Annotated in this window: 20 protein-coding genes; 13 read left to right on the top strand and 7 right to left on the bottom strand. The window is 67.9% G+C overall.

Annotated elements, in window-relative coordinates:
• Together ACESK5_RS13830 and ACESK5_RS13825 are read left to right on the top strand one after the other, a co-directional pair.
• On the top strand, positions 1 to 2768 hold a 2768-nt coding region (locus ACESK5_RS13830), incomplete at its 5' end, for an FAD-binding and (Fe-S)-binding domain-containing protein (RefSeq protein WP_372912168.1).
• Between the two features lie 3 nt (positions 2769 to 2771).
• On the top strand, positions 2772 to 3005 hold the full coding sequence (locus ACESK5_RS13825; protein ID WP_372912167.1) for a hypothetical protein: 234 nt from the start codon (positions 2772 to 2774) through the stop codon (positions 3003 to 3005).
• Position 3006: 1 nt separating this feature from the next.
• On the opposite strand, the gene ACESK5_RS13820 is transcribed toward ACESK5_RS13825, so the two are convergent.
• The 4 genes from ACESK5_RS13820 to ACESK5_RS13805 form a co-directional block, all read right to left on the bottom strand.
• Positions 3007 to 3468, bottom strand: coding sequence for a hypothetical protein (locus ACESK5_RS13820; protein ID WP_372912166.1), 462 nt, complete (start codon positions 3466 to 3468; stop codon positions 3007 to 3009).
• On the bottom strand, positions 3461 to 3817 hold the full coding sequence (locus ACESK5_RS13815; protein ID WP_372912165.1) for a hypothetical protein: 357 nt from the start codon (positions 3815 to 3817) through the stop codon (positions 3461 to 3463). Before ACESK5_RS13815 ends, ACESK5_RS13820 begins: the two co-directional genes overlap by 8 nt.
• Positions 3814 to 5523, bottom strand: coding sequence for an Nramp family divalent metal transporter (locus ACESK5_RS13810; RefSeq protein WP_372912164.1), 1710 nt, complete (start codon positions 5521 to 5523; stop codon positions 3814 to 3816). The genes ACESK5_RS13815 and ACESK5_RS13810 overlap by 4 nt, the downstream gene beginning before the upstream one ends.
• Positions 5524 to 5604: 81 nt before the next feature.
• A complete protein-coding gene (locus ACESK5_RS13805; protein WP_372912163.1) occupies positions 5605 to 6165 on the bottom strand; it encodes a winged helix-turn-helix domain-containing protein in 561 nt (186 codons plus the stop codon).
• 332 nt (positions 6166 to 6497) lie between these two features.
• On the opposite strand from ACESK5_RS13805, the gene ACESK5_RS13800 reads away from it, so the two are divergent.
• From ACESK5_RS13800 to ACESK5_RS13780, 5 genes are all read left to right on the top strand, one after another.
• The gene (locus ACESK5_RS13800) at positions 6498 to 7868 is read left to right on the top strand and encodes an ABC transporter substrate-binding protein (RefSeq protein WP_372912162.1); all 1371 of its coding nucleotides are present in this window, start codon (positions 6498 to 6500) and stop codon (positions 7866 to 7868) included.
• 151 nt (positions 7869 to 8019) lie between these two features.
• Complete coding sequence (locus ACESK5_RS13795; protein WP_372912161.1) at positions 8020 to 8991, top strand: branched-chain amino acid ABC transporter permease; 972 nt, start codon at positions 8020 to 8022, stop codon at positions 8989 to 8991.
• The gene (locus ACESK5_RS13790) at positions 8992 to 9858 is read left to right on the top strand and encodes a branched-chain amino acid ABC transporter permease (protein WP_372912160.1); all 867 of its coding nucleotides are present in this window, start codon (positions 8992 to 8994) and stop codon (positions 9856 to 9858) included.
• Complete coding sequence (locus ACESK5_RS13785) at positions 9855 to 10619, top strand: ABC transporter ATP-binding protein (RefSeq protein WP_372912159.1); 765 nt, start codon at positions 9855 to 9857, stop codon at positions 10617 to 10619. Before ACESK5_RS13790 ends, ACESK5_RS13785 begins: the two co-directional genes overlap by 4 nt.
• Positions 10616 to 11326, top strand: coding sequence for an ABC transporter ATP-binding protein (locus ACESK5_RS13780; protein WP_372912158.1), 711 nt, complete (start codon positions 10616 to 10618; stop codon positions 11324 to 11326). The genes ACESK5_RS13785 and ACESK5_RS13780 overlap by 4 nt, the downstream gene beginning before the upstream one ends.
• A gap of 348 nt (positions 11327 to 11674) precedes the next feature.
• Here the strand turns inward: ACESK5_RS13780 and ACESK5_RS13775 are convergent, their stop codons facing one another.
• Both ACESK5_RS13775 and ACESK5_RS13770 read right to left on the bottom strand, forming a co-directional pair.
• Positions 11675 to 12169: a DUF123 domain-containing protein gene (locus ACESK5_RS13775; protein ID WP_372912157.1), complete on the bottom strand. Its 495-nt coding sequence runs from the start codon at positions 12167 to 12169 to the stop codon at positions 11675 to 11677.
• A 4-nt stretch (positions 12170 to 12173) separates the two neighbouring features.
• The gene (locus ACESK5_RS13770) at positions 12174 to 12614 is read right to left on the bottom strand and encodes a DCC1-like thiol-disulfide oxidoreductase family protein (protein WP_372912156.1); all 441 of its coding nucleotides are present in this window, start codon (positions 12612 to 12614) and stop codon (positions 12174 to 12176) included.
• A 131-nt stretch (positions 12615 to 12745) separates the two neighbouring features.
• Between ACESK5_RS13770 and ACESK5_RS13765 the strand changes: the two genes are divergently transcribed.
• Complete coding sequence (locus ACESK5_RS13765) at positions 12746 to 15109, top strand: DEAD/DEAH box helicase (protein WP_372912155.1); 2364 nt, start codon at positions 12746 to 12748, stop codon at positions 15107 to 15109.
• Positions 15110 to 15242: 133 nt separating this feature from the next.
• A complete protein-coding gene (locus tag ACESK5_RS13760) occupies positions 15243 to 16475 on the top strand; it encodes a methyl-accepting chemotaxis protein (RefSeq protein WP_372912154.1) in 1233 nt (410 codons plus the stop codon).
• Here the strand turns inward: ACESK5_RS13760 and ACESK5_RS13755 are convergent.
• Positions 16466 to 16753, bottom strand: a complete 288-nt coding sequence (locus ACESK5_RS13755; protein WP_372912153.1) for a hypothetical protein — start codon at positions 16751 to 16753, stop codon at positions 16466 to 16468. The two genes, ACESK5_RS13760 and ACESK5_RS13755, sit on opposite strands and share 10 nt — an antisense overlap.
• Positions 16754 to 17309: 556 nt before the next feature.
• On the opposite strand from ACESK5_RS13755, the gene ACESK5_RS13750 reads away from it, so the two are divergent.
• From ACESK5_RS13750 to ACESK5_RS13735, 4 genes are all read left to right on the top strand, one after another.
• Positions 17310 to 18467, top strand: coding sequence for an alpha-1 4-glucan-protein synthase (locus ACESK5_RS13750; protein ID WP_372912152.1), 1158 nt, complete (start codon positions 17310 to 17312; stop codon positions 18465 to 18467).
• Between the two features lie 57 nt (positions 18468 to 18524).
• Positions 18525 to 19727: an extracellular solute-binding protein gene (locus ACESK5_RS13745; protein WP_372912151.1), complete on the top strand. Its 1203-nt coding sequence runs from the start codon at positions 18525 to 18527 to the stop codon at positions 19725 to 19727.
• 19 nt (positions 19728 to 19746) lie between these two features.
• A complete protein-coding gene (locus tag ACESK5_RS13740) occupies positions 19747 to 21339 on the top strand; it encodes an ABC transporter permease (protein WP_372912150.1) in 1593 nt (530 codons plus the stop codon).
• Positions 21329 to 22054, top strand: a 726-nt coding sequence (locus ACESK5_RS13735) for an ABC transporter ATP-binding protein (protein WP_372912149.1), incomplete at its 3' end; no start/stop codon positions are given. The genes ACESK5_RS13740 and ACESK5_RS13735, both read left to right, overlap by 11 nt.

The raw sequence follows: 22054 nt of genomic DNA, 5'->3' as shown, positions 1-22054 counted from the left end.
CGGTGAACGAGGCGGTCGTCCTCGACTTCCAGCGACACATGAACTCGGTCGTCGACGTCGACCCCGAGGGGGCTACCGCACGCGCGGAGGCCGGAACCCGCCTGGGCGACCTGAACCGGGAGCTGAAGCCACACGGGCTGAAGTTCGCCCCCGACCCCGCGTGGGGGGACAAGAGCGCCCTCGGAGGGGCAATCGGCAACAACTCCACCGGGGCGCACTCGCTGAAGTACGGCAAGACGGACTACTACCTCGAAGAGTGCGAGGCCGTCCTCGCGGACGGGAGCGTCGAGCGGTTCGGCGAGATGGCGGTCGACGAACTCCGCGCCAGGGCGGACCCCGACAGCGACGAGATTCTTCCCCGCGTGTACGCGCAGGTGGTCCGCGTCCTCGACGAGGAGGCCGACGAGGTCCGGAAGCGGTACCCCAACCTGAAACGGAACGTCTCGGGGTACAACCTCGACATGCTGGTCGACGAGGCGCGGGGGGAACGACGGACGCCCGACAACGCCGGTCTCGACCCCGACTCCGAACCCGGGACGGTCAACCTCGCCCGCCTGCTGGCGGGCAGTGAGGGGACGCTCGCCATCGTCACCGAGGCCACCGTCTCGCTGGAACCCATCCCGAACACGGCCTCCGTCGCCCTACTCACCTACGACAGCGTCGTCGACGCGATGGAGGACGTCGCGCCCATCCTCGAACACGACCCGGCCGCGGTGGAGGTGATGGACGACGTCCTCCTGGACCTCGCCCGAGACACGGCGGAGTTCCGCGACGTCGTCGGACTGCTCCCCGACGGGACGAACGCCGTCCTCCTGGTCGAGTTCTACGCCGAAGACGACGACCACGGCCGACAGCAGGTGGCCGACCTCGTCGCGGACCGGGTACCCGACGGGGACAGCCAGGTCGACCCCACCCCGGGAGCCGCAGACGTGACCGAGACGGCCCACACGGCGGTCACCTCGATGGAGGCTCACGACGCGGAGACGCGGGCGAAGTTCTGGAAGATGCGCAAATCCGGCCTCCCCATCCTGCTCGGGCGCACGACGGACGAGAAACACATCGCCTACATCGAGGACACCGCCATCCCCGCCGAGAACCTCCCGGCGTACGTCTCGGACTTCCAGGAGATCCTCGAGGAGCACGACACGTTCGCCAGCTACTACGCCCACGCCGGGCCGGGCGTGTTGCACATCCGCCCGCTCGTCAACACCAAGACCGTCGAGGGGGTCGAGACGTTCGAGGCCATCGCCGACGAGGTGACCGACCTCGTCGTGAAGTACGGCGGCAGCGTCTCGGGCGAACACGGTGACGGCCGCGCACGGACCCAGTGGAACCGGAAGCTGTACGGCGACCACCTCTGGGGTGTGTTCCGTGACCTCAAGTCGGCGTTCGACCCCGACTGGCTGCTCAACCCCGGTAACGTCTGCGGCGACCACGAGATGACCGACAACCTCCGGTTCGACCCCGACTACGAGTTCGACGCCGGGTTCGACCCGACACTGAACTGGGACAACGACAACGGCTTCCAGGGCATGGCCGAACTCTGTCACGGCTGTGCGGGCTGTCGCGGACCACAGGAGACGACCGGCGGCGTGATGTGTCCCACCTTCCGGGCCGCCGAAGAGGAGATTCAGTCGACGAGAGGCCGGGCGAACATGCTCCGGCAGGCCATGTCGGGAGCCTTCGACGAAGAGGAGGTGTTCACCGACGAGTTCGTCCACGAGGTGCTCGACCTCTGTATCGGCTGTAAGGGCTGTACGAAGGACTGCCCGAGCGAGGTGGACATGGCGAAGATGAAAGCCGAGGTGACCCACGAGTACCACCAGCGCAACGGCTCCAGCCTCAGGGACAAGGTGTTCGCCAACATCGACACGCTCTCCGGCGTCGGGAGTTCGCTCGCGCCGCTGTCGAACCTCGCGACGAAGCTCCCCGGGTCGGGGTGGGTGATGGAGAAGACGCTCGGCATCGCCGCGGACCGCACCCTCCCCACGTTCGCCTCCAAATCGCTGGCGGCGTGGTTCGAGAAGCGTGGCGGGTCGACCGTCGACGAGTCGGAGGCCGTCCACCGCGCCCTGCTGTTCCCCGACACCTACACCAACTACAACCACCCCGAGGCGGGGAAGGCGGCGGTCAGAGCGCTCGAGGCCGCCGGCGTGCACGTGCGTATTCCCGACGACGTCGCCGGCAGCGGGCGAGCGCCTCACTCGAAGGGGTTCCTCGACAAGGCGCGCGCGGAGGCCGAGCAGAACGTCGAGGCGCTCGTCCCCGAAATCGAGGAGGGGTGGGACGTCGTCGTCGTCGAGCCCTCCGACGCCGTGATGTTCCAGTCTGACTACCTCGACCTGCTGTCGGGGCCGGAGGTGGAGACGTTCGCCGCGAACAGCTACGGCGTGATGGAGTACGTCGACACGTTCGACCTCTTCGGTGACCGCGAGTTCGGCGAACGGGACGAACTGCTCACCTACCACGGCCACTGTCACCAGAAGTCGACGAACAAGGACCACCACACCGTCTCGGTCCTCACCCGGGTGGGGTACGACGTCGACCCGCTGGATTCGACCTGCTGTGGGATGGCTGGCTCCTTCGGCTACGAGGCCGAGCACTACTCGATGTCGAAGGCCATCGCCGCCATCCTCTACGACCAAGTCGACGCGAGCCCCGGGGAGACGGTGGTCGCCCCCGGCGCCTCCTGCCGGTCCCAGCTCGGCGACCACGAGGGCGAAGAGCCCCCCCACCCGGTCGAGAAGCTGGCCGTGGCGGTCGCCTGAACAGTGGGCGACGACACAGGGGGACGGGAGGAGGCCGTCGCCGACCAGCCCGTGCAGCGCGGGGCGGTCGACCTCCTGACGCGAGCGGGAACGCGGGTCCACCACGACGACGCGGCCGTCCGGTACGAACCCGACGCATTCGTCGTCGCCCCCGGTCCCGACTTCGACGCGACGGACACCGAACGGTACGCGAAGGCCGACGTCGCCTGGGTCGAGGTCCGCCACCCACGGTCGTGAGTCAGAGCAGTCCTGCGCCCGCACTCCGTTCGACGCGAACTCGCTCCTCGAACCGCTCAAGCGCCGTCGAGAGCGCCGCCACGTCGACGTCGTGGAGCCGTACCGACGGCGACGGCGTCTCTGCTCCGGTCACGACACGCAGTTTGGGGCGGGTGAAGCGCCCACCGTTGTGGAGGACGACGCGTTCGACGCGCTCCCAGGCGAACCAGGTCACGGTGTCGGCGCTCGCGAGCAACCCCGCGAGGCCGTGGTCGTGGTAGACGGCGTCGACGTGGGCTGCACGCCGCGTGTGTCTGCCGCGCGCGAGGTCGAACATCGGCGTGAACCCCCCACAGTCGAGGACGTAACAGCCCGCCGGCTCGAAGACGAACTCGAAGAGGCGGAGCGGCACGGATCCCGACATCCCGTAGTGGACCCGGAGGTGGTCGGACTCGGGGGAGTCCGCGTCGGCCGCGTCAGTCATCCGTCCCCCTCACCACGGCGCGGAAGAAGAGTACGCCGCCGAGCACGAACAGCGCGCCGCCGAGGCGGTTCGTCGTCGCGAGGAGGTACGCTCCGACGGCGACACCCGCGACGGCGACTGCAGTGACGGCCGCCTCCGCACGCATCCCGTCGGCTCGACCGTGGAGTTCGGCGAGGTAGGTCGTACACATCACGCAGAGCGCGAGGGCGACGAGCGGCGGTCGAACCGCCGGCGGTGCGGCCGTGGAGGCGACCACGACGACGGCGAGGCCACCGAGGTATACGGGGTACCGCAGTCGGCGCAGGAGGGCGAACCCTCTGTCGAGACCGGTCTGCCCCGTGTCGGTCACGACAGCCACCCGCGTGCGGCCTCGCGGACTGACTCGTCGACGTCGGATGCGCGGCGCTTCGCCCGGACCGTCTGGACCATCGTGTACGCCTGCACCAGGACGAACCCGGCCCAGAGCGCGTACCCCCCGGGGGCGCTCCCCAGGACGGCCGGGTCCGTCCGTGCGAGGGTGACGCCGAAGTCGGCCGCGAGCGTCCGCCCGATGAGCAGCGTGCTGAAGTAGCCGAAGAAGGCGGTGGCCCACCACATGGCGACCACCCGTGGCCACCCGGGCTGGAGGTGGACCGGGAGCCGCGTGGTGTTGATGACGAGCGTGAGCGCGATGTACGGCCACATCATCACACCCGACATCGCCGCGCCCACGACGAGCAGGAAGAACGGCTGCTCGAAGGGGAGGAGGATGATGACGACCCCCCAGAGGGTGAACGCCGTGAGGGTGACGAGAAAGATGGTCGGCAGCGACCACCCGGCCTGCCGGCCGTGCGCCTCGTAGATGATGTCGGCGCTGTTCCGGACGAACGACTCGACGATGGCGTACTCGGTGGTGAACAGCGCCACGAACAGGACCAGGGGGACGAGCACGGCGCCGACGCCGGAGAGTTGCGGGTAGATGACAGACAGCCACATGTCGATTCCGGTGACGTCGGTGCCGGCGGCGAACTTCGCGGCGACGGTCATCAACACCGTGGCGACGATGAGGAGGCCGACGACGAACGTCAGGAAGTGTTCGAGTTGGATGACACGCCACCACCCGCGCCAGCGGCGGAGGTTCTCCTCTGTGGGCTCGAAGGTGAACCCGTCGCGCTGGATGGGCTCCGGCTCCTCCCCGATGAGGGGGTTCTTCAGTCGCCCCTGGTAGTTGCCCATCCCGTACCCCTTCTCGCGGACCCACAGCGACTGCGAGAGGTTGAGGTACCCCCCGGCGCCGGCGAACGCCAGTCCGCCGAGGAAGACGGCGATGTCGGTCCCCGGCGGGAGCGCCCCCACCGCGAGGGCGCCGGCGGGGACGTTCGAGAGCTGCCCGATGGAGCCGGTGACGAGTGCGAGGACGACGGCGGCGAGGATGGAGACGACGACGAGGGCGAACTGTGCCCCCTCGACGACGTTGTACATGACGGGCGAGAGCTGGTACGAGAGGAAGATGAGGAGCATGAGACCGATTCCCAGCGGCTTCCAGTCGGCGAACCCGACCGCCCACGCGCCGACCTGTGCGGCGCCGGCAGCCCACCCGGGCCACCCCAGACTCACCAGTCCCGCGAGGAGGAAGAAGAGGGGCCAGAAGCGGTTGACGCGGCCGAACGCGCGGAAGACGCTCTCGCCCGTGGCGATGGTCCACCGCTGGAGCTCCGTGTTGACGAAGAACTGTGTGACGACGCCGATCCAGAACGCCCAGTAGAGCGCCCACCCGCTCTGGGCGACCAGGACGGGCCAGAAGAGCGTCTCCCCACTGCCCACGCTGGCGCCCAGCATGATGGCCGACGGGCCGACGACGTGACTCAGCTTCGGGACGCGTGGGAGGTCGAGGAGTTTGAACCCGCCACCCTCACCCTGGTCGGGGTAGTCGTTCGTGTCGGGGGCGTCCAGGAGATCGTCGTACGGCATCGGCATGTACGACGTCCCCCGGTACTGCTTGCCCTCGACCTCCGACGCGTAGACGTCGAACTCCTCGTCGTCTCCGGCGTCGGGTGTGTCGCGTTCTGAATCCATTCCAGCTACTCCGTCAGATGTCGACGACGTGTGTCAGGGACGAGTCCGTCATGATAAATCCCTCCGTCTCCGTCCGCCGCGTCAGCCGCCGAGGTAGTGCCAGATGTGCCCACGTTCCTTCGGTGGGTCGACGCCAGGCATCTCGCGCAGGGCCGGCTGGATGGCGTTCCACCACCCCTCCGCGGACTCGAACTCCGCGCTGTGGTCGGGGTAGACGTCGCGGAGGAAGTCCGCCTTCTTCGCCTGCGGGTGGCTGCTCAGGTAGTCGTACGCCGCGAGGAGTGCCTCTCGGCGGCGTTCGAGGATGTCTCCCGACCCGGGCAGTTCCACCTCGTACGCCGCGTCCGTGGCGGCGCTCCGCCGGCCGCCGTCCTCGCCGCGCTGTGACGCCGCATCGAGTGGGGTCCACCAGACGCGACTCCGGGCACCGACCTTCCGCGTCCGCAACAGGCCGCGCTCGGTGAGTTCGCCGAGTTTGTTGTGAGCCGTCCGTCGCGAACAGTCGAGCGCGTCGGCGATGTCGCCGGCCGTCAGCGGACGTGCGGGGTCGTCCCGCGACTCGAAGACCCGCATCGCCTCTTCTGCGGGAATCCGGTCCGCGAACTGACCGTGTTCGTTCCGTTCTCGACCGTCGCCGGGCATGGTTCGAGTAGCCGACGCCGAGGATATAAACCTGTTCGTACGTGTGAACACTCCAATTCACACGTGTGTATTTCCAGTAACCACGAGCGAAAAGGCTGTCTCTCACGAGTCGTGTTGGATATTCACAGCCGTGGGTCGACCTGAACACTAATTCGTGCGATAGGTCCGTAGAGCTATAAGGGTATTAGAACGCGTTTATCGACGTATTTACGTATTCACACGAAAAAACAGGCATATTATTCTGTGATTTAGTCGGCCGAGGCACGGCCCCTAATCCTTCATGGTCGTTGAACATCGTTACCTATTTGTGCCAGTATTCATACCACAAATCCATGCCAGAAGATGGCAGGGAGGCGGCAGGAGTGAATCGGAGACGGTACCTGAAAGTGCTCGGACTGGCTGGCGCAGCGGGGCTCGCAGGCTGTGCCGGGGGTGGTGGTTCGGGCGGTTCCAGCGGGTCTACGGATACCAGTTCCGGCGGCGACTCGTCCGACAGTGGCTCTGGCGGGAGCGCCGGTGGGTCCACCGACACCGAGACCAGCGGGAGTTCCGACGGTGACGGCTCGAACAGCATCACCGTCGGCAACCTCTCACCGTTCAGTGGGGGCCTCGGGTGGATCGGTCCAAACTCGCGGCGGGGGATCCAGACTGCGCTCGAGGGCGAAGGCGGCGTGAACACGGCCGGGGTCCTCGAGAGCAGCATCGAGATAACCGAGCAGGACACCGAGACGAAGCCACAGCCCGCCATCAGCGGCTTCAAAACGCTCGACAGCCAGGACGTGCCCGCGATGGTCGGTCCCTCGAGCACGGTGACGCCGAGCCTCGTCGAGCCGGCACAGAGTTCCGGACTCGCGTTCGTCTCGCCGATGACCGGGACCATCCAGCTCGACGACGTCGGCGGCGAGTACGTCTGGCGGACGGTCCCCTCCGACAGCATCGGGGCGCGCTGTCAGGCCCAGTACGCCTACCAGGAGGAGGGTCACCGGAAGATGGCGCTGGCGTACAAGAACGACAAGGGGTCACAGAGCTTCTCGAAGGCGTCCGGCGAGTACTTCCAGAACCTCGGGGGCGAGGTACTCACGGAGGTGGCGCTCGACCCGACGGCGTCCAGCTACCGCAGCGAGGTCCAGAAGCTCCAGGACTCCGGTGCCGAGGTCGTCTCGATGACGGCCGGGACCGAGGTGTCGGCGCTGTTCTTCAAGAACTACGTCGAGGCCGGCGCGAAGGAAGACTTCCAGCTGCTCCTCGGGAACGACGTCCTGACGCCCGACTTCATCGAGGAGGTCGGTCCCGACGTCATCGAGGGCGCAGTCGGCCAGGCGCCCGCACCCGGCCCGTCGTACGAGCAGTTCGCCGAGCAGCACCAGAGCATGCACGACAAGGAGCCGGGGGCGTTCTCGGCGGCGGCCTACGACGCGATGAACCTCGTCGCGCTCGCGTTCGTCAAGGAGGGCGAGGCCAACCGGCAGGCCGTCCCGAACCACCTCTCCGACCTCGGCAACCCGCCGGGTGAGAAGGTGAGCAACTTCGCCGCGGGGAAGGAAGTGCTGGCGAACGGCGGGGAGATCGACTACCAGGGCGCCTCGAACCCGCAGAACTTCGACGACACCGGCGACCCCCTCGGACCGTTCGCCGCTCTGAAAGCGCAGGACGGAGAGTGGTCGGAGGTCATCACCTACTCCGCCGACGAACTCGCCGAGTAACGGCCGACGACGGCCGGTCTCGGTGGCTGTCCGCCGGGCAGCCGACTCGCCGCCGCACAGCGGCACCTCATCACCGTAGACAGATGATTCCACCAATGATGATTCAGCGACGGACGGACAGACACCGAACACGACACGGAGGAGAGACCTGATGGCGTACGCGACGCTCCTGGTGACGATCGGCATCATCCTCGTCATCTACTCGCTGCTCGCCGTTGGAATGAACATGCACTGGGGCGACACGGGCCTGCTCAACTTCGCGCACGCCGGCTTCTTCGGCGTCGGCGCGTACACGTCGGCCATCCTCACCACCCCGACCGGGAGCGGGTTGCTCGCCGAACGCGTCGTCGGCTTCGACCTGCCGGTCGTCGTGGGAGTGGTGGTCGCCACCGTGCTGGCGGCGCTCGTCGGCGTCGTCATCGCGCTCACCAGCGTCCGGCTCGAGGGCGACTACCTCGCGATGGTGACGCTGAGTTCGGCGGAGTTCATCCGCCTCGTCATCACGAACGAGTCGTGGCTGACGGCGGGTGCGCAGGGCATCAACGAGATTCCGCGGCCGATGTCGGGCGCGTTCCCCCTCCCGCTCGGGGGGTTCATCGTCGGCTACGACCTCTTCTACCTCGCCGTCGGACTCGTCGTCCTGGGCGTGTGTCTCGCGACGTTCACCCGACTCTCGCGCAGTCCGTTCGGCCGCGTCCTCCACGCCATCCGCGAGGACGAGGACGTGCCGCGGGCGCTCGGAAAGCGAACCTCGGTGTTCAAACTCAAGTCGTTCGGCCTCGGGGCCGGCGTCGCGGGCCTCGCGGGCGCGATGTGGGCACACTTCTTCTTCGCCATCACGCCGACGCAGTTCCTCCCGGCGCTGACGTTCAGCGTCTGGGCGGCAGTCATCATCGGCGGGGCAGGGAGTTACGTCGGCGCCATCGCGGGGACCGTCTTCATCGTCGGCATCCGTCAGGTCACGCGGTTCATCCCGAGCGACGTCCCGTTCAGCGGCGACCTCCCGTTCATCCGGCTCATCGTCATCGGCATCGCACTCATCGTGGTGCTGTACTACCGTCCCCAGGGACTGTTCGGCGACAGAGAGCGATTGGCTGCGGGCCAGTCGATGGAGGGAGAGTAGATGGCGGCGTTCGACGTCCAGTTCGTCTGGTTCGGCCTCGTCACCGGGAGCCTCATCGCGCTGGGTGCGCTGGGGCTGACGCTCATCTTCGGCATACTCGACTTCATCAACATCGCCTACGGCGAGTACATGGCTCTCGGGGCATTCATCGCGTTCGGGCTGAACACCCAGGTGGGGTTGCCCATCGCCGCCTCTGGTGCACTCGCCATCGTGGCGATGGGTCCCATCGCCGTCGCCCTCGACAAGGCCGTGTTCCAGCACTTCCGGGACCGGTCGGCCATCGTCCTGCTGGTGGTCTCTATCGGCCTCTCGTTCGTGCTCCGGAACGTCATCCGGGTCGTCTGGGGGAGCGGGTCGAAGCGGTTCGACGTCCCTATCGAACAGGCGCCGTCGTACTTCGGCGTCCAGATACTCCCGGACCAGGTGGCCATCGTCGTCCTCAGTCTGGTCGTGCTGGCTCTGACGTTCGGCCTCCTGCGGAAGACCGACATCGGCATCGCGATGCGGGCGGCGTCGAACGACACGGACCTCGCACGCATCCGCGGCGTCGACACCGAACGGCTGGTGCTGTACGTCTGGGTCGTCGGCGGCGTCATCGCCGCCATCGCCGGCGTGATGCTCGGACTCGACGCACAGCTCCGCCCCACGATGGGCTTTCTCACGCTCATCCCCATCTTCGCCGCCGTCATCCTGGGTGGCATCGGCGACCCGGTCGGTGCCGTCGTCGGCGGCTACGCCATCGGCCTCACGCAGGAACTGAGCGTCGTCGTCATCCCCTCGGAGTACAAGCCGCTCGTCGGCCTCGCGCTCCTCGTGGTCGGCCTGCTGACGCGACCGGACGGGCTGTTCGGGGAGGCGACGCGATGAGCGCCGGCCCCATCCTCCGCGTCGAGGGGCTGAAGAAGACGTTCGGCGGCCTGGTCGCCGTCGACGGCGCCTCGTTCGAGGTGGAGAAGGGAACCGTCGTCGGCCTCATCGGCCCGAACGGCGCGGGCAAGTCGACGACGTTCAACCTCGTCACCGGCTTCTACGAGGCCGACGACGGCGACGTCTACCTCCGCGGGGAGAACGTCGTCGACACCTCTCCCGAGGAACGGTCGAAGCGCGGAATGGTCCGGACGTTCCAGATTACGCGCGAACTCACCGGGATGAAGGTGCGACAGAACATGCACCTCGGCGGGCAGGACCACCGTGGCGAGAAGGTCGTCCACGCGCTGGCGGGGACCGCGTCGGACCGCGAGGCCGAAATCGCCGACCGGGCCGAACGCCTCCTGAAGCATCTCGAACTCTGGGACCTGCGCGACGAGTACGCCGGGAACCTCTCGGGGGGACAGCGCAAACTGCTCGAACTCGGCCGGGCCCTGATGGCGGACCCGGACGTCCTCCTCCTGGACGAACCGATGGCAGGGGTCAACCCCAGCCTCACCGACGAAATAATCGACATGATCCACGAACTCAAAGCCGACGGGCTGACCGTCCTCATCGTCGAGCACGACGTCGACATGATCATGAACATCTCGGACAAGGTCATCGGCATGCACCAGGGACGGGTGCTCACGAGCGGTCCGCCCGAGGTGGTCCAGAACGACGAGGACCTCCTCGAGGCGTACTTCGGGGGGGAGGTGTGATGTTCCTCGAAGCGAAGAACCTCGTGAGCGGCTACGGCGACGCTATCATCGTCGACGGTGCCAGCCTCGAGATGGAGGAGGGCGAGATGGTGACCATCATCGGCCCGAACGGGGCCGGGAAGTCGACGTTCCTGAAGACCATCGTCGGCCTGCTCCGCGTCCGCGAGGGGACGGTCCGCTTCCAGGGCGAGGACGTCACCGACCTCTCGGCCGAGGAGGCCATCGACCACGGCATCTGCTTCGTCCCGCAGACCGAGAACGTGTTCGACAAACTCACCGTCCGGGAGAACCTGAAGATGGGCGGGTGGTCGCTCGACGACGATGCCGTCTTCGAAGAGCGCGTCCAGGCGGTGTACGAGCGGTTCCCCGAACTGGAGGACCGGCCGAACACCCTCGTCGGGAACCTCTCCGGCGGGCAGCAGCAGATGGTCGCGATGGGGGCCGGGCTGATGCTCGACCCGGACCTCCTCATCCTCGACGAACCCTCCGCCGGGCTGGCGCCGAGCCTCGTCGACGACATGTTCGAGAAAATCGCCGAAATCAACGACTCGGGGACGTCTATCCTGATGGTCGAGCAGAACGCCCGGCGCGCCCTCGAAGAGTCCGACCGCGGTATCGTCCTCGACATGGGTGAGTCCCGGATGGAGGGGACGGGGGCGGAGCTCCTGGACTCCGAGGAAGTCGCGGAACTGTACCTCGGGACCTGAGCGTGCCTCTCTCGCTCGACCCGCGGCGACGACCTATTTCTCGGTTATCAGTTCGTCCCTGGGGAACGCACGGACTTATCGTATTTAACAAAGCGATAGCTTCTAATAGAGGTGTTCACCCCTTGACCGGACGCACAAGAGGTGAAGTAAAGTCGGTGCGTCCGGTACTGCTAGGTGCCGGGGTGCCTCTGACGCGCCGACTACCGGAACCACCCGGCTTCCGGACGGACGGGAACGTCCGAGCGGTCGGCAGTCCCGAACGTGGCGGCGATGCCCACGCCGTCGCATTCGATGGGGGGAGAGACATCTTACGGGGACCTCCCTTCTCTTGACGTCGAACCCACACCGTCACGCGGAGCCTGCGGTGTCGACGGCCGTCAGGACCGCTCGTTCGACCGACGTACGTGCGACTCGGGAGAGGTGAGACCGACAGTCGCAGTCCGACGAGCCGAAACCGTCGTACGTCCCCGGGGGGAGTTCCCGCGCGACTGTGCACTCGACGGCCCGTCCGGGCACGAGGAGGGCGGCGACGAACGAGGTCTCGGGGTGGGTCGTGAGGGCGTCGACGTGCCAGTGGACGGTGTCGCCCTCCCCGCCGAGCTTCCGCCGGTGGCGTTCGGCACGGCCGAACCCTCCCGCGCCGAACGCGCTCCCCACGTACGCGTAGTCGCCCGCAGGGAAGGCACAGGACCCGAGCGCCCCGACGTCGACGCTGACGGGAGCGCCGAGTTCGAAGACGAGCACGTACGTCCCGCCGCTTCCCGGGTCGTCGACGACGTCCGTGAGGCTGTCGTCGGGCCCGTACCGAACGACGCTGGGCGTCGAGTCGTCGTTCTCGGTCACGGTCTCACGTTCGCGTGACCGCCTCGGCTTCGTCGACTGCCCGGGCGGCGAGGTCGTCGAACAGCGCCGCCGCGTCCTCGGCCAGCGGGTAGACGTCGTGGTAGTCGTCCGGGTCGCGGCCCCGGCCGCTGGCGGCGCCGACGGCCCGGGCGAGGTCGTCGTACCGGTCGCGGACGAGCGAACTGACGATGCCGGGGGTCCCGGCGCGTTCGGCCAGTTCCTCCGCGGCGGAGCGACCGGCGTAGACGCGATTCCGCCGACGGTCGACGAGGACCATCGAGAACGGCGTCTCACCGAACTGCGCTTCGAGGAGAGCCTGCGCCTCCTCGTCGTACCACGAGACGGCTCCGATGGCGCGAAGACGGCGGAGCGCTCGCGCCGCGACGGAGCAGTAGGGACACTCGCCGTCGTACACGAGTACCGCGTCGTACTGCGACTGCGTCATGCGCCCGCTAGGGGCGAGGTGGAAAAAACCCTGCTGGCACCGGTCACTTCCGACGCGTCTCGTCGGGTGGCTCACGTCGCCACACACCCGACGACCCAAACCGTTAGGACCGGCGCCTCCTCAGAGGAGGCGTGGACGACATCGTCGAGTGGCTCCGGAGTCGCCCCTCCTACCAAGGACAGATCTGCGAGCACCGACGCGTCCCCGGCCGCGACCCCTCCTTCACCGACATCGACCTGGAGTCTCGACTCGAGTCGGCGCTCTCGAAGCAGGGCATCGACCGGCTGTACGACCACCAGGCGCGGGCAGTCGAAGCCGTTCGTGACGGTCGGAACGTCGTCCTCGCGACTCAGACCGCCTCGGGGAAGAGTCTCGCGTACACCGTCCCGGCGTTCGAGCGGGCGATGGACCACGGGGGACGGACCCTCTACCTCGGCCCGCAGAACGCGCTCGTCGCCGACCAGACCGAGACGCTCTCGGACCTCGCGCACGGACTCGGCTTCGGTTCGCGGGTGTCGGTCGACCAGTACACGGGGCGGCTCTCGAAGTCGGAGAAGCGGGCGGTCCGCGACCGGATGCCCACCTTCCTCCTCTCGAACCCCGACATGGTCCACTACGCACTGCTCCCACACGCCGGCCGCCTGTGGGAGTGGTTCTTCTCCTCACTGGAACTCGTCGTCGTCGACGAGGTCCACCAGTACCGCGGCGTCTTCGGGAGCCACGTCGCCCTCGTCCTCCGTCGCCTCGCGCGGACCTGCGAGCAGTTCGGGTCGACCCCGCAGTTCGTCTGCTGTTCGGCGACCATCGGGAACCCGGTCGAACACGCCGCGCGGGTGACCGGCCAGGCCGCGGAGACGTACGACCTCGTCGACACGGACACGTCGGGCACCGGGCCGCGCCACTGGCTGTTCTGGAACCCCCCCGAATACGAGGGCGAGGGGGGGAGCGGCCGACGGCGGTCGAGTCGCGACGAGTCGACCTCGTCGACGGGACGTCGACGGCGGTCGTCGCACGTCGAGACGAAGAACCTCGTCGTCGACCTCGTCGCGAAGGGGTACCAGACGCTCGCGTTCACCCGGGCGCGGCAGACGGCGGAGCGGTACGCCACCGAGACGGCCTCCGCGCTGCGCGAACGCGGCGAGTACGACCTCGCCGGGAAGGTGGCGGCGTACCAGGCCGCACTCACCCACGACCGCCGGCGGAGTCTCGAGGCTGACCTCCACGCCGGGGACCTCCGGGGCGTCTGGTCGACGAACGCCCTCGAAGTGGGCGTCGACGTCGGCGGCCTCGACGCGGTGGTGCTCGACGGCTACCCCGGCACCCGGATGTCGACCCACCAGCGCGCCGGGCGGGCGGGTCGCGGCCACGACCCCGCGCTCGTCGTCCTCGTCGGCGGCGAGGACCAACTCGACCAGTACCTGATGAGTTCGCCCGGGGACTTCTTCGACGGCGACCCCGAGAAGGCGGTGACGGACCCCGAGAACGACTACCTGCTCCCCGACCACGTGGCGTGTGCCGCCGCCGAACGGTGGCTCTCGCCCGAGGACAGCGCGGTGTTCGGCGAGTCGTTCCCCGACGTCGTCGCCGACCTGACCGACGAAGGACGGCTAGAGCGGCGACAGACCCCCCAGGGGATGCGGTGGATGCACGCGGTCGACGGGAGCCCACAGCACGAGATGAGTCTCCGGACGGTCGCCGACCGGGAGGTCGACCTGCTGGACGCCCGGTCGAACGACGTGGTCGCGTCCCTCGCGTTCGACGACGCCCTCCGCGACGCTCACCCCGGTGCCGTCTATCACCACCAGGGGACGACGTACGAAGTGGCCGACCTGGACCTCGACCGGGACGTCGCCACGCTCGAACGGACGTGGGCGGACTACTACACGCGCGTCCTCCACGACAAGCAGGTCACGGTCGAGCGCGACGTCACGTCGAAACCGCTTACGGCCCGGCCCGACACGGAGGTCCGGTTCGCCGAGATAACGATGCGGAAGCAGATTACCGGCTACGAACGGCGCGACGCCCGTCGCGGGACGACGCTGGGGAGAGAGTCGCTCGACCTCCCCGAGACGACCCTCCGGACGAACGCGCTGTACTTCACCGTCCCCCTCGACGTCGAGGAGGAGATGCGCGAACTCGGCGGCGAGACGGGGTTCAACGGCGGCATCCACGCCGCCGAACACGGGATGATATCGCTGTTCCCCCTCCACCTGCTCTGTGACCGCGCGGACATCGGCGGCCTGTCGACGCCGTACCACCCACACACCGACCGCTCGACGGTATTCATTTACGACGGCCACCCCGGCGGCGTCGGGCTAACCGAGAGCGGCTACGAGTCGGTGGAGGAACTCATGGCGCGGACCGCGCGGCTGATAGACACCTGCTCCTGTCACGACGGCTGTCCGGCCTGCGTGCAGTCGCCCCACTGTGGGAACGCGAACGAACCCCTCGCGAAGGACACGGCCGTGCGCCTGCTGGAGTCGTTGACCGAGTGAAGACGAGACGCCTCGCGGGAGTCAGTGTCGCGTTCGATGGGACGTCGGCGGAGCGTTATCATCGTTGAGAGAAACCCGGTCACAAATCCGGTCGCGGATACAGGAGTCCACGGCCACGTAGTCTCGCGTGAGAATGAGTTCAGACAGTCCCCAAGCGAACGCCCCCACTGAGAGCGAACACGGCGACGGACAACCCACTGACGAAGCCGCGGCACTGGAGGCCTACCAGCGAGTCGTCATCGACGATCTCAAAGAGAAGATCGAGCGACTCGCCGCGGGAGACCTCACCGTCGAGCCGAGCGTCCCGGAGCCGACGGAGGACTTCGACTCTCTAGCGTCGGTCCACCGGGAGTTCGAGGAGATGGCCGACGGGCTCCGCACTGCCTCCGACAACATCCGCGAGGTCGTCGACGAGGCGGCGGACCTCGCCGCGGACCTCGCCGAGACCAGCGAGTCGATGAGTGCCACCAGTGAAGAGGTCAGCAGTTCGGTCGAAGAGATCGACGCTTCGAGTTCCGAGGTGGCCGAGGGAGCGGAGCGACTGGCGGAGAACGCCGACCGGACGCGTTCGACCGTCGACGACCTCTCCGCGTCCATCGAAGAGATCACGGCCTCGACACAGGAGATTCGTGACCGCGCGGAGGAGACGACCCGGCTCTCCGAAGCGGGGGTCGAAGACGTCGACGAGGCGCTCTCGCGCATCCGAGACGCGACCGACGCGGCCGCACGGGTTGCGACCGAGATGGACTCACTTGAGACGCGAATGTCGCGGGTGACAGACATCGTGGAGGTGATTAACGACATCGCGGACCAGACGAACCTGCTGGCGCTCAACGCCAACATCGAGGCCGCCCGCGCGGGAGCGGCCGGAGACGGCTTCGCCGTCGTGGCCGAGGAGGTGAAGTCGCTCGCGACAGAGTCTCAGGAGTCCGCCGAAGACATCGCGGACATCGTCGAGGAGATTCAGACGCAGACCAGTGACGTCGTCGAGAGCATCCGTGCGGCGAACGAACAGGTCGACGTCGGCGCGGACGCCGTCGAGGAGACGGTCGAGACGCTCGAAGCTATCAACGAACACGCGGCGGTCACTACCGAGGGGCTGGTCGAGATCGCGGACGCTGTCGAGACTCAGGCCCACGACACCGAACAAGTCTCGAGCGTCGTCGAGGAGACGACGACGCTCGCCCAGGAGACGAGTGCCTCGGTCCAACAGATATCGGCGGGTATCGACGAGCAGTCGCGAGCGACCGACACGGTGGCCGAGACGGCCGTCGAACTCTCCGAACGGAGCGACCGTCTGCACGCCGTCGTCGCCCGCTTCAAACTCGCGAGCGACGAACGCGCGACGCTGGACGCTCAGCCCTGACGCGAGGACGTCCCGCCGGGGGTACCACCGAGTGGGTTCTCGAACACGTAGACGTCGCTGTCCCGGTCGACGAGTTCGAAGCCGAGGACGGCGAGTCGCGCGACGCCCGTCGCGGCCGTCCGCTCGCCCATCGCGTGGAACTCGACGACGAGCAGGTCGACGTAGTCGCGGAGGACCGCTCCCTCGTGGTCGAGCAGGTCGTACTCGGCCCCCTCGACGTCGGCGACGAGAGCGATTCGGCCGAGAGCGTACGTCTCACAGAGGTCGACGAGCGACACGGCCGGGACGCTGTCGGCGTCGAGTGTAGAGCGTTCGGCCCGGATGAAGTTCCGGGTGAACCGCTCCTGGTGGTAGAACGTGACGAGGTCACCGACCGGGGCGTACGCCGCGGGGTGGACGAGGAACTGCGCGCCGTTCGCCTCGCGGGTCGCGGACGAGCCACGACCGGATCTGCGTGTCGAAGTGCGGGTGGTCGACCCGGAGGCGGACGCCGTCGTGGACGACGCTCCGTTCCCCGCGCGCTGCCCGGACCCGGTAAGCGAGGACGTTCCGCGCCCGGGTCAGGTGGTTCGCGAGGAACGTTCGGCCGCGTCGGCCGTCGCACGCGGTCCGTCGTGGGCCGTCTTCGTAGCGACGCGAATCGGGAGCGAGAGGACGTTCATCGAACCGGACTCGTCTGCCACCGGTGTAGGTGTGCGGTCGTAACGGCGGTAGGGGCCTCCTACGGGGAGTTCTCGCGTCGCCGTGGGGGCGGGGCGGACCCGACGTTCGCCGGCCGTGCCCGTACGCACGCGTTTCAACAAGTATTTTAGGCCAGCCTAAAACGTTGCGAGTATGAGCCGAGACATCTGTGTCGTCGTGCCGACCATCCGCGAGTACGAGTGCGTCCGGGACTACGTCGAGAACGCCCGGTCACACGGGTTCGATACCGACCGCCTCTTCTTCGTACTCGTGACGGAGGACTTCTGCGACAGCGACGCGATGCGCGAGATGCTGTCCGACCTCGGAGTCGCCGGTGAAGTGTTCGACGGGAGCCGACGCGAGGCGTGGTTCGAGACCCACGGCGTCTCCGAGTTCTCACATCTCGTCCCGGCGGCGAGCCACGCCCAGACGAGTTTCGGGCTGCTGTACCTGTGGGCGAACGACTTCGAGTACGGCATCTTCATCGACGACGACACCCTCCCACACGACGAGTGGGACTTCTTCGGCCGTCACATGGCGAACCTCGCGTTCGAGGGTGAGGTCGAGTCGGTCCGGTCGGACGAGCGCTGGGTGAACGTGCTGTACCAGGCGTTCGACGACCACGGCCTCTACCCCCGCGGGTATCCGTACGCCGCGATGGACGAGACGGTCGAGACGAGTGTCGGGGAGGTCGACCACGTCGTCGCCTCGCAGGGGCTGTGGACCAACGTCCCTGACCTCGACGCCGTCCGCATCCTGATGGACGGCGACCTGCAGGGACAGGCGCAGACCCGGACGACCAGGGACCACTTCACCGGTGACTTCGTCGCCGACCCCGGCCAGTACCTCACGGTGTGCTCGATGAACCTCGCGTTCCGCCGTGAGGTCGTCCCCGCGTTCTACCAGCTACCGATGGACGACAACGCGTGGGACGTCGGCCGCTTCGACGACATCTGGTCGGGCGTCTTCCTGAAGCGCGCCGCCGACCTCATGGGCCACGACGTGCTCTCGGGCTTCCCGCTCTGTGAGCACAACAAGGCCCCCCGACCGACGTTCGACGACCTGAACAACGAGGTGCCGGGGCTGGAGCTGAACGAACACCTCTGGGAGTACGTCGACGAGGTCGGTGCCGGCGCGGACTCGTACGCCGAGGCGTTCCGCGCGATGGCCGACCGCCTCGCAGACGGCGACTTCTCCGACCTGAACAACGGGGCCTTCCTCACCCACTGCGGCGAGTACATGCAGGACTGGCTCGACTGTCTCGACGCGCTGGCACCGGTCGACCCCCAGCCGGCCCCGGCCGACGACTGACGGACCAACGGGGAGAACCGGTAGGTATTTAGGTTTTAGGCAGGCCTAAATCAACGTATGAGCGACGATTCGTATCAGGGTCGTAGTCGGCGTCAGTTCCTCGCAGTCGCCTCGGCTGTCGGCGTTGCGTCGGTCGCGGGGTGCGGCGGACAGGGCGGCGATAGTGGAGACGGCACCGCGACCGAGAGTACCGGCGGTGACGGTGGCGGCGGCGGCGGTGGCGGCGACGGCGGTGACGCTGCCGTCGGACAGATTGGCTCCGGCCGGTCCCCGTTCGGGGACCGGGACATCTCCGGGGGGGTCTCGATGGCCGAGATGCCCGACCTCTCGGGCGAACTCACCCTCTACTCGGGGCGTGGCGAGGCCCTCGTCGGCGAACTCATCAGCTACATCGAGGACCTCTACCCCGACTTCACCGTTCGACCCCGCTACAACGCGGCGGCGGACCTCGTGAACCAGATTCAGACCGAGGGGCAGAACTCCCCGGCCGACGTCTTCTTCTCGGTGAACGCCGGGGCGCTCGGCGCGCTGAAGGACGCCGGACGGACCGTCGAACTCCCTCAGGAAGTGCTCGACATGGTCCGCGCGGAGTTCCACGACCCCGACGGCCAGTGGGTCGGCACCTCCGGGCGGGCCCGGACCATCCCGTACAACACGAACGCGCTCTCGGACGACGACGTCCCCGACGACATCTTCGCGTTCCCCGACACGGAGGCGTTCGAGGGCTCCATCGGGTGGGCACCGACCTACTCGTCGTTCCAGGCGTTCATCACCGCGATGCGGGTCCTCAACGGCGAGGAGGAGACACGGGCGTGGCTCAACGGGATGCAGGAACTCGGCGTCGAGGAGTTCTCCGACGAGTTCCTCGTCTCGCAGGCCGTCGCCGACGGCGAAATCAACGCCGGCTTCGCGAACCACTACTACATCCAGCGAGTCCTCGCTGGCCGACCGAACGCCCCCATCTCGACGGCGTTCACGGAGGGTGACGCTGGAGCCATCTTCAACGTCGCCGGCGCCCTCGTCCTCGACACCGCCGCTGACCAGACGCTCGCGTCGAACTTCGTCCGCCACCTGCTCTCGGCAGAGGCGCAGGACTACTTCGCCCGGACGACCTTCGAGTATCCGCTCGTCCCCGGCGTCGACCCCATCGGCGAGCTACCGAGTATCGACGAATTGAATCCCCCCGAGGGGTTAGACCTGACACAACTCTCGGACCTCCAAGGCACCGTCCGACTGCTCCGGGACGTCGGGGTGCTGTAGAGGCCGGGGACGACCACAGATGGCGACGGACCAGGGAACCACGCGGGAGACGGCCGACGAACCGCTCCCGCTCGGCCTCACGGTGGCCGCAGCGGGCGTGGCGGCAGCCGTGCTCTTGCCCCTGGTCTGGCTCTTCCGGACGGCGCTCGGCGTCGGCGCGAGCGAGGCCGTGTCGCTCCTCACGCGCCCCACGACGCTCGAGGTGTTCGTCAACAGCGCGCTCCTCGTCGCCGGGGTGACGGCGGCGTCGATTCTCCTCGGCGTGCCGCTCGCGTACCTCACCGTCCGGACGGACCTCCCGTTCGCGCGCTTCTGGACCGTCGCCGTCTCGCTGCCGCTGGTGATTCCGAGCTACATCGGCGCGTTCGCGTTCGTCTCGGCGTTCGGTCCCAGAGGGGCGTTCCAGCGCTTCCTCGAGCCGGTCGGTGTGGAGTCGCTGCCCGAGATTTACGGCTTCCACGGCGCCGTGCTGGTCCTCACACTGTACACCTACCCGTACGTGTACATCACGACGCGTGCGGCGCTGAAGTCGCTGGACACGACGCTCATCGACGCCGCGCGCACCCTGCGGCACGACCGGCGCGAGGCGTTCCGACACGTCACTCTCCCACACATCCGCCCGGCGGTCGCCGCGGGTGCGCTGCTCGTGGCGCTGTACACGCTCTCGGACTTCGGGACCCCCGCGATCATGCAGTTCGACGCGTTCACTCGCGTCATCTACGTGGAGTTCAACGCCTTCGGCCGCGACACGGCGACCCTGCTCTCGCTCCAGTTGGTGGGGCTGACGGTGTTCATCCTCGCGCTGGAGTCGAAGGTGAGCGGGAACGAGCGGACGGCGGCCGGCGGCCGCTCGGGCGACGTGGTGCCGCTGGGCCGGTGGAAAGTCCCGGCGGTGCTCCTCTGTGCAGGGGTGGCGGGACTGGCGCTCGTGGTGCCGCTGGGAATCCTGGTCACGTGGCTCGGCGACACGACGGCCGTCGGTCGGGGCCTCGCATTCCGCGCCGAGTACGCGCTGAACTCGGTGGGAGTCTCCGCGGCCGCGGCGCTCGTGGCGACGCTCGCCGGCCTCCCGGTGGCGTATCTCGCGGCGAAGCGCGACTCCTCCATCGGCATGCTCGCCGAGCGCGCGACGTACGTCGGCTACGCCGTTCCCGGCGTCGTCCTCGGACTGGCGCTCGTCTTCCTCGGGACGACGGTGGCGACGCCCATCTACCAGACGACGTTCCTCCTGGTGTTCGCGTACGTCGTCCGCTTCCTCCCGCAGGCCGTGGGGTCGCTCCGGGCGTCGTTCCTGCGGGTCGACCCCGCGCTCCCCGAGGCGGCGCGGACGCTCGGACGGACCCCGGTCGGCGCCTTCCGCGCCGTGACGCTCCCGCTCGTCGCACCCGGCCTCCTTGGCGGGGCGGCGCTCGTCTTCCTGACGACGATGAAGGAACTCCCGGCCACGCTCCTGCTCAGGCCGTCGGGGTTCAAGACGCTCGTCGTCCACATCTGGACCGCCTACGCGGCCGGATACTTCGGTCAGGCCGCCATCCCCGCGCTCATCCTCCTCGGCGTGTCGGGGCTGTCGATGCTTGTCATCCTCTCACAGGAGGGATACGATGTCAGATAGTGTACTCTCGAATACAGACGGTGATGGACGGACGGAGCCGAACGCACAGCAGACGTCGGGGGTGGGAACGGACACCCCCGTCCTGCAGCTCGAGAACCTCTCGAAGCGCTACGGCTCGGAACCAGTCATCGAGGGCCTCTCGCTCTCCGTCACGGAGGGCGAGATACTCACGTTGCTCGGCCCGTCGGGCTGTGGCAAGACCACCACCCTCCGACTCATCGCCGGGCTGGACCGCCCGGACAGCGGCGCCATCCGACTCAACGGTGACCCCGTCTCGGGCGAGGGGTCGTTCGTCGCGCCCGAGGAGCGCGGCGTCGGCGTCGTCTTCCAGGAGTTCGCGCTCTTCCCCCACCTGACGGCCGCCGAGAACGTCGCGTTCGGCCTCCAGGACCTCTCACAGGCGGAGACGGACCGGCGCGTGAGCGACCTCCTCGACCTCGTGGGGCTAGAGGCGCAGGCCGACTCGTACCCGGACGAACTCTCTGGGGGACAGCAGCAGCGCGTCGCCCTCGCGCGGTCGCTCGCGCCCGAACCCGAAATCCTGCTCCTCGACGAACCGTTCTCGAACCTCGACGTCGACCTCCGGGTGGCGATGCGCGAGGAGGTCCGCGACATCATCAAGGAGGCGGGCGTCACCGCCATCTCCGTGACGCACGACCAGGAGGAGGCGATGAGCATCTCCGACCGGGTCGCCGTCGTCAACGACGGCCGCATC

It is taken from the genome of Salinigranum sp., from assembly GCF_041641895.1.
GTDB lineage: Archaea > Halobacteriota > Halobacteria > Halobacteriales > Haloferacaceae > Salinigranum.
The sequence above is the reverse complement of the archived record's forward strand: the minus strand, read 5'-3'. Positions and strand labels throughout refer to the sequence as shown.